General features: G+C 42.0%; 11 protein-coding genes. 3 read left to right on the top strand and 8 right to left on the bottom strand.

From position 1 onward, the window contains the following. Positions 1-10: 10 nt before the first annotated feature. The 3 genes from CYLST_RS18640 to CYLST_RS18650 form a co-directional block, all read right to left on the bottom strand. The gene (locus CYLST_RS18640; RefSeq protein ID WP_015209279.1) at positions 11-1,507 is read right to left on the bottom strand and encodes a hybrid sensor histidine kinase/response regulator; all 1,497 of its coding nucleotides are present in this window, start codon (positions 1,505-1,507) and stop codon (positions 11-13) included. Between the two features lie 7 nt (positions 1,508-1,514). Then, complete coding sequence (locus tag CYLST_RS18645) at positions 1,515-4,001, bottom strand: GAF domain-containing protein (RefSeq protein WP_015209280.1); 2,487 nt, start codon at positions 3,999-4,001, stop codon at positions 1,515-1,517. A 226-nt stretch (positions 4,002-4,227) separates the two neighbouring features. Beyond that, on the bottom strand, positions 4,228-5,760 hold the full coding sequence (locus tag CYLST_RS18650; protein ID WP_015209282.1) for a SagB/ThcOx family dehydrogenase: 1,533 nt from the start codon (positions 5,758-5,760) through the stop codon (positions 4,228-4,230). Positions 5,761-5,956: 196 nt separating this feature from the next. Between CYLST_RS18650 and CYLST_RS18655 the strand changes: the two genes are divergently transcribed. The 3 genes from CYLST_RS18655 to CYLST_RS18665 all read left to right on the top strand — a co-directional run bounded on the left by CYLST_RS18655 (position 5,957) and on the right by CYLST_RS18665 (position 9,474). Beyond that, complete coding sequence (locus CYLST_RS18655; RefSeq protein ID WP_015209283.1) at positions 5,957-6,811, top strand: alpha/beta fold hydrolase; 855 nt, start codon at positions 5,957-5,959, stop codon at positions 6,809-6,811. A 102-nt stretch (positions 6,812-6,913) separates the two neighbouring features. Next, on the top strand, positions 6,914-8,605 hold the full coding sequence (locus tag CYLST_RS18660; protein WP_015209284.1) for a serine/threonine-protein kinase: 1,692 nt from the start codon (positions 6,914-6,916) through the stop codon (positions 8,603-8,605). A gap of 611 nt (positions 8,606-9,216) precedes the next feature. Then, positions 9,217-9,474: a hypothetical protein gene (locus CYLST_RS18665; RefSeq protein WP_015209285.1), complete on the top strand. Its 258-nt coding sequence runs from the start codon at positions 9,217-9,219 to the stop codon at positions 9,472-9,474. Positions 9,475-9,772: 298 nt separating this feature from the next. On the opposite strand, the gene CYLST_RS18670 is transcribed toward CYLST_RS18665, so the two are convergent. The 5 genes from CYLST_RS18670 to CYLST_RS18690 all read right to left on the bottom strand — a co-directional run bounded on the left by CYLST_RS18670 (position 9,773) and on the right by CYLST_RS18690 (position 14,662). Beyond that, the gene (locus tag CYLST_RS18670) at positions 9,773-10,561 is read right to left on the bottom strand and encodes an ABC transporter permease (protein WP_015209286.1); all 789 of its coding nucleotides are present in this window, start codon (positions 10,559-10,561) and stop codon (positions 9,773-9,775) included. A gap of 11 nt (positions 10,562-10,572) precedes the next feature. After that, complete coding sequence (locus CYLST_RS18675; protein ID WP_015209287.1) at positions 10,573-11,553, bottom strand: ABC transporter ATP-binding protein; 981 nt, start codon at positions 11,551-11,553, stop codon at positions 10,573-10,575. Between the two features lie 6 nt (positions 11,554-11,559). After that, positions 11,560-13,203, bottom strand: a complete 1,644-nt coding sequence (locus tag CYLST_RS18680) for an ABC1 kinase family protein (RefSeq protein ID WP_041233163.1) — start codon at positions 13,201-13,203, stop codon at positions 11,560-11,562. 31 nt (positions 13,204-13,234) lie between these two features. Beyond that, positions 13,235-13,519 carry a membrane protein insertion efficiency factor YidD gene (gene yidD / locus CYLST_RS18685; protein ID WP_015209289.1) on the bottom strand — a complete coding sequence of 95 codons (285 nt, stop codon included), beginning with the start codon at positions 13,517-13,519 and terminating at the stop codon, positions 13,235-13,237. A gap of 78 nt (positions 13,520-13,597) precedes the next feature. Then, entirely contained in the window at positions 13,598-14,662 is a 1,065-nt protein-coding gene (locus tag CYLST_RS18690; RefSeq protein WP_015209290.1) for a mannose-1-phosphate guanylyltransferase, read from the bottom strand. Positions 14,663-14,755: the final 93 nt, after the last annotated feature.

Genomic DNA, 14,755 nt, shown 5'->3' on the forward strand with positions numbered 1-14,755 from the left:
CAATAATGGCTTAATTTGACTTAATGGGCAGAACAATGGTGAATGTAGTGCCGACATCAACTTGACTTGTCATCTTAATTTCGCCCTTGTGAGCGTCAACGCACCTTTTGACAATTACTAACCCCAATCCAGTACCATGAATTGATTGCACATTCGAGGCTCGATAGAAGGATTCAAAAAGTCGCTTCTTGTCTGCTTCCGGAATGCCAATTCCTTGATCTTGAATCTGAAAAGTTGCTACCCCCGTGACCGAGTCGCAGGTGAGGTCAAACAAAATCTTGCCACCTGGGAGAGAATACTTAACTGCATTAGAAAGTAAATTCCCGAACAGGTAATGTAAAAGTTGTTCATCCATCACAGCATCTGTGTGATCACTATGACAGGTAAAAACGATTTCCTGGGAGTTACTTTCAGTAGCCGAAAATTCCTGAATTAGCTCTTGAGAGAATTGCTTGAGGTTTAATGGAGCAGGGTGACACTCAAGTTTTACTGTCTCAGCCCGACCCATAAACAATACATCTTCCATGAGGTTTTTCATGGATTCCACAGCACCTTTAATTCGCTTGACATAGGTTTCTCTTTTTCCTTCTGTCAAATTTGCCCCTTGCATTTCTATCAGTTCTACTGCCGATTGAATCACAGTCAAGGGATTACGAAATTCATGAGAAACTGTAGAGATAAATAGGGACTTGAGCCGGTGGAGTTCTTGCTCCTTCTCTAAAGCTTGCTCTAGGAGTTGTGCTTGGCGCTTGGAGCTAAGATCCCAGAAAACAACGACTACACCGCTTATATCGTCAGGTTTCCGCCGCAGCGGTGAAGCACTATCGCCAATTGGCACTCTTTTGCCATCTCTGGTAATTAGAGAGGTGAATTCCCCCAAATAAACAACCCGTTGTTCCCGCAGTACTTTGGTAACAGGATTTTCTAGTGTAGCTTCTGTAACTTCATCGACAATATGCAGAACCTTCGATACTTGTTTTCCGAGAGCATCTTTTTCCGTCCAGCCAGTTAGCATTTGGGCAGCGGGATTGATGAATGTGACGATTTCCTGCTCATTCGTGGCGATTACAGCATCACTCATCGAGTTTAAAAGGGTTGCTAACTGGTCTCGATTCTCCCTCAGGTCACGTTCTAGCTGGTGTTTTAACAGGGCAATCTCTATCGCTATACGTAAATCTTTTATAGTAAACGGTTTAACAACATAACCGAAAGGTTGAGTGATTTTGGCCCGTTCTAAAGTATTTTCATCACCATAAGCAGTGAGAAAAATCACTGGTATATCTAAATGCTCACGAATATAACCAGCGGCAGTAATGCCATCCATTTCGCCTTTAAGCACAATATCCATTAACACTAGTTCTGGTTGAGTTGCTGATGCCTTGGCAATAGCAACTTTTCCTGAAGAAGCTGTACCTGTAACCATGTACCCTAGCTGATTGAGTTGGCTGGCAATAGTTCTAGCCACAATCACTTCGTCTTCAACGACTAAAATTTTAGCTTGCCCCATGAGATATTTATTTATGCCCGGTTAACTGCGGAAATTCGATGTTGAATACTGTTCCTTGATTACGTTCTACAGTAATATTGCCTTCTAGTTGTTCTGTTACCAAGTCATAAACTAACGAGAGACCCAGAGAATTGGTATTTCTCCAATTTAAATTATCTGGTAAACCAATACCATTATCTTGCACAGTCATCTGAATATTATTAGTAGTATTACGTAAAATAATGCTAATAGTACCGCCTTGTTTTCCAGGGAAAGCGTGCTTTAAGGCATTGGAGATTAATTCATTGATGATTAGCCCACAGGCAATAGCTTGATCAACATTTAAACTAACTGAATCTATGTTAGTTTCTAGACCGATTTTACCAGGTACTATTTGATAAGAGATTAGCAGGTTTGCTGCCAAATTATTGATATAGTCAGCAACATCAAGTTGTCCAATATTTGGGGAAGTGTATAAGTTTTTGTGAATCAGAGATATGGACTCAATCCGATTTTGGCTTTCTCTCAAAGCTTTGATAATTTCAGGATCTTTGATGGTGTCAGACTGGAGTTGCAACAGACTAGAGACAATTTGCAAGTTATTTTTAACGCGATGATGAATCTCTTTTAACAGGACTTCTTTTTCAGCTAACGCACTTCTTAACTTCACTTCAGCTTTCTGTCTTTGGGCTAGTTCACTTTGTGCTTGTTGAAATATGCTGGATTGTTGAATAGCGATCGCTATTTGCACTGTCAGCTGGTCTAGCAAATCTAATTGACTTTCTTCCCAATCTCGTGGACTAGAGCATTGGTGAGCGATTAGTAAACCCCAAAGGCGGGTGCTAGCTTTGTCTCCACCTACTTCTACCAAAATCGGTACGACTAAATTTGCTTTGACCTCAAACTGTGCCAACAACTTAAGATGGCAATCAGTTAGTCCGGCTTCGTAAATATTGGCGATCGCTTTTCTTAACCCTTGATGATACTCTAGTCCGCCCCCTCTCTGAAAACACGTATCCAGAATATTTTTACCTAAAGCAACCGTCCATCCAGGTTCCACCGATTCTGCTACAACTGTACCGCTCATATCTGAAGAAAACTGAAAAACCACCACACGATCAACACGAAGTATATTTCGTACTTCTTGAACAGTGACATTCAGAATATCTTGGAGATTCAGAGATTGACGAATCCGTTGAGCAACCGTTCGCATTAATTGCTCCCGTTCTGCCGTAGCTCTTAGGGCCTGTTCAGTTTGCTTGCGTCCTGTGATATCCTGTCCGATACCTATGGTTTGACCATTGGTCAGCCTCACATTAGTCCAAGACGTATCTATTTCACGACCATCCCGCACCTGAGTTTTAAAGTCACCCCAAACACGTTGTGCAGAATTAACAAAATTAATCATATACTGATAATATTCAGGATTGGGATATAAAGCTTCTAAAACATCGCCAGTTTGGAAATCTTGAAATTTCCAACCAAGAACATGTTCCCACTCTTGGTTCACCCACTGGAGTTTACCGTTGATATCAATGAGTGCAATCATCAACGGAATGCTCTCAAATATCCTTTGAAGAAACTCATTTTGCTCTTGGAGTTTTACAGCGGCATTTTTACGTTCAGTGATATCATAAATCACTGTCAAAATAACTAATTCTTTATTTAAACTTAAATACTGAAACGAAGCAATAGCCCATAAATCACTACCATCTGCTCTTTTGAGTTTGACTTCATAATTATGAAGATAGCCGTTTTGGACAAGAGATTCCAAAAGTTTTTGTAAATCAACTAATTCGTGATATACATCTGAGATTTGACGATTAACTAAATCCTCAGAAGTAAAGCGAAATGTTTGCAAAAACTCTGAATTAGTGTATAAAATCACCCCATCAGATATACGAAAAATAGCTAAGGGAACAGGAATAGCTTGAGTAATTGTGCTAAATCTAGCTTCACTATCGTAGAGATTTTGTTCTACTCGTTTGCGCTCTGTTAGCAGATGTAAATTACTTTGGCTAGCATCAATAATTTTTTGCCAATGTAAATCTAAATGCTTAACAACTAGATTTGCCAAGTTTTTTAATGCCGTTTGTTCCTTAAGGCTCAAATTGCGAGGATTAGAATCAATTACACAAAGAGAACCTAATGCAAAGCCACTAGAATTAATCAGACTAACTCCCCCATAGAAGCGGAAAAAAGGTTCTGATATCACCAAGGGATTTGCAGCAAACCTTTGATCTTCCAAAGTGTCTGGGATGATGAAAATTTCACTTTGGAGAATAGTGTAACTACCAAAAAAAAGGCTACGAGGAATTTCTGGTATATTGAATCCAACTTTTGACTTGAACCATTCCCGTTCTGCATCGATGAAGCTAATTAAAGCAATCGGTGTTTCGCAAAAGTCCGCAGCAAGTTGAGCAATATCATCAAAAAATGCTTCAGATAGTGTATCTAAAATTTGATATTGATGCAGTACTTCTAGCCTTTGAATTTCATTTTTAGGAAATAGCATAGCTGCTGATATTATAAAAAAAACTTCCAGTAGGAATTTAATTTAGGCACCTTGGCGTTGCGTTGTAACCAATGACTAATAATTAATTTATATGTGGCAGTTTAATTCCATATTTTAACTTAACAAACCACAGATGAACACAGATATTTTAATTTATTGTTGTTGATCTGTGGTGATAAATAATAAAACGATGTTTTTGCAAGATATCTGTTCTTGGCGGTTCGTTTTATCTTGGTCTTCCCAGCGTGGTGATGTAGAGAACAGCTTCATCAGCCGGAATTCCCAAAACTTCGTTTACTTGGTCATCAAAGAAGCCACCGATGCCGCTGACGCCTAAATTTAGGTGGATTGCGGCTAAATTCAGCTTTTGTCCCAAATGTCCGGCATCGAGATGTAAATAACGGTAAACGCGATCGCCATATTGTGCGATCGCTGATTTCAAATCGGCGGTATGAAACAGCACCGCTGCCGCATCCCGCCCCAATTCCTGCCCCAAACAAAGAAAGTGTAACTCTCGCCGGAAGTTTTTAAAGCGAATTTGTCGCAATTCCTGTGCTTTAGGCGCGTAATAATAACAGCCTGAGTCCAGTCCTTTCACCCCAGAGACAGCAATAAAAGTTTCGATTAAATTTAGATCAAAGTAATCTGGTGAACTATCTAAATTTTGGTCGATGTAATTTTGTGGTTGATAAGTGAAATCAAGTAAAGCTTTCAGTTCACCAAAAGTTAATTCATCACCACTGTAGGCACGGGTAGAGCGACGTTTGAGTATGGTTTTATCCAGTTCTGACAGATTTTCTCCCCAGTCAATCTGCATGGTGACGGTGGGGATTTTCAGACAGAAAGGAAAGTTGTATTTATCCTCCAAGGTTTTTTCTTGTTTTACCTCCGGTAAATTCAACTTACCAGTTGTACCGGGTTCGATTTGGGTATGAAGATGAAAATATTTCAGCAGTTCCCCATCAGGTACTTGCGGATAATTGGTTTCAGTCGCAGAAGGTAAAGCACTACGTCCCACAGGCAAATTTTGTTTGATATCTAACAAATCTGCCAAAGCCAAGACAGCCGTTGCGCCTTCCTGTTGGGGATCGATGTAAAGTAGATCGTTAACCGCTTCGTCTACAAAACCACCGATTAAATGGGGGCGATAATCGGCGATCGCAGCAGATAACTCAATATTGCCCAACAAATGACCCGTATCCAAAAAAATCCGGCGATAAGCCCGATCTTCATAGCGCCATGCTGAACGATAGAAAACCGCAGTCGTAATTATCGCCAGTTGGGTATTTTCTAAAGCTGGATGCCAAAAACAAGCGGCTTGCAAAGCTTGCCAAACATCACTTTCCCAATAATGCATCAGAGAATGAGTCCGACACTGGTAGTTATACAGTCCAGGTGGCAATAAGGGCGTCCCACGGGAAACCAGATACACCTCAGCCGGGTACAACCCCCCGGCGCTGGGGGAAGATCGTAAATACACCGCACTACCCATAGAAGGCATTCTGGCTGTCAGTCCATAGCTGCGAAACAGCATTTGCGAAAGTCTCTGCCACCACTGAGCATCTGGATTATCGGCAAGTCCCTCAAAGTTGTCTTGGATGTAGGGTTTGAGGTCAAAATCTGAGCCAATTTTGTACTCTTTGAACGGCACAGGCTGCTTAGACCAGTCCAACCGCTGATTTTTGGAGGCCAGGGTTTCGGGGTCGTATTTAGTCCGTTCGTGATAGTGCTGGGCAATAGATTGGTGTATTTCTGGCATAGTAGTTTCAATAGTCTAGAGAAGTCCTTTTTTTGATCTTGGCATTCATCAGCCTCATTATTTCGTGTGAATTAGCACAATCCTCAGATAATAAATGTGCTTATCGGGAATGAGTCAGCATTCTAGGGGGTGAAAGCGTATTTTCGCAGTACCATTTTTGAGAGATAGCTATCGCTCAAAAGCTGGATCTGCAATCATGTCTGTACGTCAAACCCTATCGAAGCCTGATATTCAACTTTCTTACCTAGAGTGGTACCAACAAGGAGGAGAACCCTTGCTGCTGCTACATGGCTTAGGTGATCATGCCTTAGTGTGGTCTAGCTTAGGAGATTACTTAAAGTTGGACTACCATATAGTTGCGCCAGATATGCGTGGTCATGGTGACAGTAGTAAACCTGAGAGCGATTATAGTTTTGAAATAGCGATCGCTGATTTAGAAGCACTCATGGATAAACTGGGATGGTCTTCTGCTCATGTAGTCAGTCACTCTTGGACAGGTAAACTAGCCGCCATCTGGGCCAGACAAAACCCAGAACGCTTGCGGAGTATAACTCTAGTCGATCCAATTTTCATTTGGAAAATTCCTGGCTTCTTCAAAATCACCTTTCCCCTGTTATATCGCGTCTTGCCTTTTCTCAAAAGCATGGGGCCCTTTGCCAGTTATGAAGCAGCCGAACAACAAATACGACAATTAGCCCAATTTCAACAATGGACACCAATACAACAGCAAGTCTTCCAAGCCGGAATCGAACAAAAACCCGATGGTACTTGGGGGAGCAAATTTACCATAGCAGCTCGCGATCGCATTTTTGAAGCAGTAATGCAGGTACCTGGTTTCATCACCCCCCTTGATATTCCTGCCCTCTTCATACAGCCAGAAAAAGGCGTGAACCGCCAAGATTGGCAAATACAACCCTATAAAACCTATCTCAAAAACTTACACCTCTGCCAACTTCCCGGTAATCATTGGCCATTTTTGACCCACCCAAAAGAATTTAACCAGACTGTAGCAAATTTTTTGGCAGAACAAAAATCAGAAGTGAATTGGTAATTGGTAATTGGTAATTGGTAATTGGTAATTATCTTATTTCCATAACCCATTACCAACCTTACAGATAGTATAAATATTCAATCCCACACAATATATAATATTATGAGTCTTTGTATTAATCCAGTTTGCCCCCAACCAAACCACCCCGATAACGATGAAAACCGCTTTTGTCAAAGTTGTGGTTCCCAACTAGAACTGCTAGGACGCTATCGGGTAATGCGCCTATTGAGTGACAAAACTGGCTTTAGCAAAGTTTATGAAGCTTATGAACAAGACACACCAAAAATCCTCAAAGTACTTAAAGAACAATTAGCAAACGACGCCAAAGCAGTAGAACTATTTCAGCAAGAAGTAACAGTACTAGGACAGTTGCAACATCCAGGCATTCCCAACGTAGATAGTTACTTTCAGTATCAAACCAGAAACGGTTTAATATTGCATTGCATAGCAATGGAAAAAATCGATGGTCCCAACTTAGAACAGTGGCTAAAACAACAGCAAAATCGCCCCATTTCCCAAGCCCAAGCAATAGCCTGGTTAAAACAACTAGCAGAGATTTTAGCTGTAGTACATGACCAACACTATCTGCATCGAGATATTAAACCATCTAACATCATGATTCGCCCCGATGGGCAGTTAGTCCTAATTGATTTTGGCACCGCCAGAGAAGTCACAAGAACTTATCTTGCCAACGGCGGTGGCATGACAGCAATTACCTCCTCTGGCTACAGTCCCCTAGAACAAATGAATGGTCAATCTGTAGTACAATCAGACTTTTTTGCCTTGGGACGCACCTTTATATTTTTAATAACAGGACAACAACCCTGGGAAATAAATGATATCTTACACTGGCGAAATCATTGCCCCAACATCTCACCACTGCTATTAAATTTAATCGATTGGCTAATAGCACCAGAAGTAGAAAAACGTCCCGCTAATGCCCAGCAAATTTTGCAGAAGTTAGCAGAAATTGAATGCCCTCCAACAGAAACTACCACCGCAACAGTGAAGGTGGTAGGAATTCCTAGAACTGAACAGTTTCCCCAACCAACTACTAATAAAACTCTATTACCCCAAGAAAAGCAGCTAGAAAAAGTACCGCTACTGGCATTATTTGCCGCCTTATTAGTCTCATTAGGCATACTTGGCTTAGTCGCTTTAGCCACACGCACAACCAAATTTGCAGCATCTGCCAATTACGGACAAGCCCCAGAAAGAAAAGGCAAAGTTGATTACTTCCCCTATGAAGAAGGTAAAGATAGTCAAGGAAGAGTTGCCGAATTTAACATAGCTGTTTTATCAGTAGAATATAAATGGCTTTTAGGCAGCAACTTTCAAATTAAATTTAACGATAAAACAATAAGTCTTGACCTTTTAAAATCGAATTTAGAACAAGAAGGTATACAGAAGCTTATGGAAAACCCCAGTGAGATTATCTCTGTAGGTACAGCTTCTTGTGAAGGTGAAGTCAAAGCCGAACAAAGACGTGCTTTAGAACGTTCCCAGCAAATACAACTTTTAGCAAAAAAGTTATTTAGCAATACACCCAGCGTCAAAGGTTATAGATTATTAAATCTAGGGCAATTTCAGCGCAATGATTGTCAAGCAAGTCAAGATTCAACAGCTTACCAACGCAGTATTATAATTATTGGCGTCAAAAAGCAATCTGAAGGTGTAATTCTCGATGAAGCCTTAAGGAATAGGTTAGAAAATAAGCCTTTTGCTGATTTTAAATTAGAAGATTATTCTCTAGGTTCAGTAGAAAAATTTAAGACAATACCGAATAACTTGTAGGCTGTAGTAAATTTTTGCTAGTTTAGCTATCCGATATTTCCAGAGTATATAGTAAGCCTGTAAATTGCTGAAACTGTGGGTACAGTCAAGAATAGACAAGATTTATTTGCTCCCTTTTTTGATAATCCTAGAAGAGGATAGTGGCAGGGAGGATACAAGTATATTCATATAGAAAATATCATTTTTGTGAAAATCTCCAGCTTCAGATCCCCGACTTCTCTAAGAAGTCGGGGATCTTGTTGTTCACGACACTCAATGAGTTACAATTACGCTGCAAGCCAGAAATTCCCACGCGCTATGAATCAACATTCGCTCCTTTTACAGGCGCTTCAAGACTACCGCTGCATCAATCTTTGGGAAGTTAAAGTATAAATAGCTTTGAGAGAGGGTGAAAAATGGGGTATACTTTCGAGCATTGAATCGAGTTTAGAGATAAAATTTGGTAGCGAAGGTTTACAACTGATGCCCGAAATCTCGCAGTTTTCTGATTGAGAGTAACTAAAAGCAGTTCAGTGCGGCATTCTGACTGTAAATACTCTCGACAAATTACGGGAACTCCGGGTAGAGTTTTCCAACTCCTGCAAGTTAGATAAATCATCAGGTGGTGTGTAGTGGTTTTAGAAAAATCTTTCTTCTATCAGGAAATTTTGCAAAAGGGTAGGGAAGAAGGACGGCGACTGGAGAGGCTGTCAAGTATTGAACTAAGTTTAGAAGTTAAATTCGGCCTTGAAGGTTTGCAACTGATGCCCAAGATATCTGAAATCTCCGATTTAGAGCAACTAAAGGAAATTCAGCGGGGCATACTAACTGCGAATACGCTAGCTGAATTGCTAGAACTAATTCAGATAGTTTACACTTTAGGAAGTTAGCTAAATCCAAAAAATAAATAATCCCGTAGGACAGGCATACAAGCCTTGTCAGCCTATCGTGACGCCTGTCTTACGAAAAGTCTTGGCGAGATGTTTATTTAGTCATTTCTTAACTAAATTAGGACTTACGCATGAGTTACGGAGTAACGTAGACGCGGAGCGGCGTGCCGCAGGTTACCGCTCCAGGCGCAGAGGACGCAGAGAAATGAGAGTTTGAGAGATATTTTGCGTAAGTCCTATAAGTTATGGAGTGAGTAAACTCTTAAATTTGAATTTTGAATTTTGAATTTTGAATTGTTTACGCTCCCATCCCCGAATACTGCTTTAAGCCTGCACGCCATAGCAAGCGATTTGCACCCAAAAACACCAAAATCCAACCGACAATTGCTAAAAATCCCCGTGTTATGTCCACAGGTAGCCCTACTAAAATGCTTGCTGGGAAATCAAGCAAATAGGGGAAAGGTGTAAACATGACTATTGTCCGCACAGCTTCGGGGAACACATCTAGAGGTGCAATTAACCCAGATAAGAATAAATAAAACAACATCCATAAATTTTCTAAAGCTGAAGCTCGTTCTGTCCAAAAGGCGAACAAGGCAAAGGTATACTGAATTATAAACCGTAAAGCAAAAGCCAGCACTACAGCCAAGATAAACAGCAACGATTTCGCCAAACTCGGTACCCAAAAAGCCTGGGGATATAAGAAAAAAAATAGTGCTATCAATAGCATCACAAAAGTTATCCGGGCAAATCTTTCAGAAACATGGGATGCAACATGATGCCATACTGGGTCTAAGGGTTGTAACAACCGGGAAGAAAGTTTGCCTTCTACTACCTCTCTTTCAAAATCATAAATTACCCAGACAGCTGTCATTTGTCTGACAATAAAAACGGCGAAAAAGTAACGGACAAAATCCACAGGTTTGAGACCAAAACTTCCACCTTGCGCCGCCTGTATCCAGACACCCATGAGAATAATTGGTAAGGAGCCTGACAAAGTCCATAAAATCAGTTCTGCTCGAAACTCAAGCATATGAGCGTAGTAGACTGAAAGCAAAGTTAGGGCTTTTTTAATAATCCGTTTCATATCATCACTGACTATACATATCCTGCCTGAAAAACTCGTCCAATCACTTCTTCTATAGGTGGTTCAGTGACTTTTAAATCAATTACCTCTAAATCAGCCAAAATCTGAGATACTGTGCGCGTGAGGGCTTCTTGCTGGACTATAAAGCGCACGGCTCGCCCTTCTACCAGTTGTACGTCACCATAGAACATGAGTTTTTCTGTTGGTAGTGGTTGGGCTAACTCTACATAAATTTCCCGGTAAGGGGCGAAGCGTTCTAAGAGTCCATCTAAGCTACCGTCATACATCAGCTTTCCTTGGTGAATTAGCAGCACCCGTTGACATAAAGCCGTGATGTCGGCCATATAATGGCTAGTCAACAAAATTGTCGCCTGATAACGCTGATTGTACTCACGTAAAAAGTCACGCACCGCTACCTGGGCATTGACATCTAGCCCTAAGGTGGGTTCGTCGAGAAATAAGACTTGGGGACGGTGTAAAAGTGCTGCTAACAGTTCCGCCTTCATCCGCTCACCTAGAGACAGTTTCCGCACTGGTTGGGTAAGCTTGCCGGATAGGAATAGCATCTCACTTAATTCTCCGACTCGCCGCTGGAATTCTTTGTCAGGAATGTTATAAACAGCGGCGTTTATTTTCAAAGAATCCAGCGCGGGTAAGTCCCAAATTAACTGCTGTTTTTGCCCCATCACCAAGGTGATTTTTTGCAAAAATGCCTCTTGGCGACGAAATGGCACTTGTCCGGCGACTTTAACTGTGCCGCTTGTAGGATGAATTAGCCCTGTGAGCATTTTCAGGGTGGTGGTTTTACCGGCGCCATTTGGACCTAAAAACCCGACTACTTCACCAGGGGCGATTTCAAAAGAAACGTCTTGAACTGCTTTGATTGAGTGATAAGTGCGGCGGAAAAAGTGGGTGATTGTCCCTTTAATTCCCGGTTCTTTGATCGCCACGGGATAAAATTTACGTAAGGATTCAGCCACGATAATTGGCATTATGCTTTACCTTAAACGCCCTGAGCGCAAAATACTAATAATCAACCACAACCCTAACAGACTGGCGGCGGCAAATAAAACACTGCTTAAAAAAGATAGTTGAGTCGTCGTTGCTCTGGTGGTAATAATTGCTGCACCCATAATCAGGGAACCCACCAAAATGCTAAAGGAAAGCCGGTTGGCGGCATCGTCCATTGTGCGGCGCATACCATCTAAACCTTGGAGTGAGAGATTCCACTGTAAGGTTTCTGAGGTAACACGGTCTAATAACAGTTCAATATGGCGGGGAGATTGCAACGAGAGGCTTTTGATATCTAGAGCGGTGCGGAGGAGCGATCGCACTGGATTATCCCCCAATAGCTGACGACGAAACAAGTCTGTGATTAATGGCTTGATTTCATCAAACAGATTTACTTCTGGATTGAAGGTACGCGCTACCCCTTCTAAGTTAGCCAAGGTTTTGGCATATAAGCCCATGTTACTAGGTAGGCGAATTTTATTGTTGCGAGCTACTTGCAGAATTTCATAAAATACCTGACTGAAATTAATATCAGTTAAGCTGGCGTTGTAATATTTTCGCAGCATCCGGTCATAATCATTTTCTAACCGTGCCAAAATCACTGGTTGAGCAGAATCTGATAATTGCAAAGTTAACTGAGCGCACCTTTGAGCATCTAAATCAATAATCGCCAACAACATTTCTGTTAATATCTGCTGAGTGCGGGGATCAAGTCTGCCAACCATGCCACAGTCTAAGAGAGCAATCCGACCATCTATGAGATAAAACAAATTGCCTGGATGGGGATCAGCATGAAAAAAGCCATCAATATATAGTTGCTGAAAAAATACCCGAAAGAGCAAAGTAGTGATGGCTTTGCGTTCGGTGGCGGGGTTTTTACCGTTTTCACTGCTAAGTTTGGCTGAGAGTAGGGGTACTCCTTCTAACCACTCCATCACCATTAATTTTTCTGTGGTTAAATGCCAGTAAATTTCCGCTACCACTAATTGTGTGGGATCAAACCAGCGACTATGGGATAAATTGCGCCGCAGTTGGTCTGTGAAACCGGCTTCTCGTGTGAAATCTAACTCGGCTTCTAAGGCTTTGGTAAATTCTTCGGCGATCGCTTTAATGTCGTAGTTATGCCCAAATTCTGTACGCGCTACTAAATCAGCGATACCTTGAATTAAGGCGATATCTTGAGCGATCGTCAAATCAATTCCCGGACGTTGAACTTTGAGAGCGACTTCCCGACCATCCGCTAATGTCGCTCGATGGGTCTGGGCAATTGATCCCGCTGCAACTGGGATATGATTGATGATACTGAAGGTTTCTTCTAAGGGGCGTTTTAGCTGTTTGCGGAGGATGATTTCTACCTCTGACCAGGGAACTGGTGGAACTTCGTCTTGCAGGGTTGAGAGTTCCTCAATGTAAGCAGCGTTGAGTAAATCTGGACGAGTGGAGAGTAGCTGACCGAGTTTGACATAGACTGGTCCCAAATCCACCAAGATGTTTTTTAGCACCGCAGGTGTAGGTAGCTGGGGTTCATCAGTTTTGCCACCAGTGAGTAACCTTCGCATATAGTCCCAGCCATTGCGAAGGACTACTTCGATGATTTCTCGTTGACGGGGAACAGTTTGGGTAAGGAACATTGTGATCACTAACTGCAAAGACGCAGATAACTCAAAGGGGTAGGCAACAGGGAATGATAAAAAAACGGCAGCGGGTAGTTGTTAAGCTTTTGCTTGCTGTGGCACAATCACCAAATCTTTGTCTGGATGATTTGACGGCGTTGGTGAGGCTATGCTCACTCAGCATCCTTTTGACGTAATCTGAGCAGGAATCCCCACCATGTACTAGACGATGGGGACAAGAAAAACCTTTGGCTCCAGAAAGATATTTTTGATAGGCAGTGATAGATTTGATTGCCATTGTCTTGGCTAAAGGCTCAAAGCTGCTGATTGCCATAACTGTCACAAAAAACGTTAGACAGTCAAGTTATAATAGAAGATAACACTTTTAAGCCTCTACCAAGGGTGTTAACTTTTACAGTAAGTGGGTAAATCTGGGATCAGTTTCCAGGATTTTGAGTATCTGCTTGATATCTTGGGTGCGGTCTTTTTTGACAATCAGGGTCACATTGCGATCGCGCACAATCACCACATCCTCTAAGCCAATAGTCACAACTACATCTTCTGGATCTGAGGCATAAATAATTGCACCCTGCGTATCTAACCCCACATGGGTAGCGAGTTCCACATTGGGATTTTCTTGTTTTTTGAGTAAGCGTTCGATCGCATTCCAATCTCCTAAATCATCCCAACCAAATTCCACTGGCAAGACGTATGCTAGAGTTGTCTTTTCCATTAGCGCATAGTCTATACTCTTTTTAGGCAACTGGGGATATATATCAGGGCCCTGTTGTTCTAAAGGTTCGATAATTTCTGGAGCGTGGGTATGTAGTTCCTTAAGAACAACCCCAGCTTGAAACACGAACATGCCACTATTCCAGCTAAAGCGTCCCGTAGATAAAAAAGTTTCTGCCGTTTCCCGGTTGGGCTTTTCAGTAAAGCGGTTGACGTGATAAGCTGGCAACTCATTAAAGCTACCTATCTTTTCACCTTGTTCAATGTAGCCGTATCCAGTTGATGAGAAAGTCGGCTTGATCCCCAAAGTGACGATCGCTGCTGTGCTAGCCGCTAATTGGGTAGCAGCGCTGAGAGTGTGTGCAAACGCCTCTTGGTCAGCAATCCAGTGGTCAGCAGGGAAAAAGCCAATTATTGCTTCTTCTCCGTAACGCTTTTTAATTTCTAAACTTGCCCAAGCAACGGCGGCGGCGGTGTCCATCCCCTGTGACTCAATCAGCAAGTTTTGATTTGGCAGATCGGGTAGTTGTTCTCGTACTCCTTGAGCTATTTGACTAGAAGTTATGACCCACAAGGAATCCCAGCCGCCGGCGATTGCTAACAGTCGATCAGCGGTTGCTTGTAGTAGGCTTCTAGAGCTACCATCGAGACTTAAAAATTGCTTGGGTCGGTCTTGACGACTCAGGGGCCAAAATCTTGTACCTTTACCGCCAGCAAGAATTACGGGGATAAATGAGCTATTCATCCTGTTATAGATACCTACCGAAGAACAATACAAGTGTACAGCTAGCTCTTTCACTAGCAAGATTTGTAGCTTGCATTAACATACCTTTAGGGA

Origin of the sequence: Cylindrospermum stagnale PCC 7417 (assembly GCF_000317535.1) — a bacterium.
GTDB lineage: Bacteria > Cyanobacteriota > Cyanobacteriia > Cyanobacteriales > Nostocaceae > Cylindrospermum > Cylindrospermum stagnale.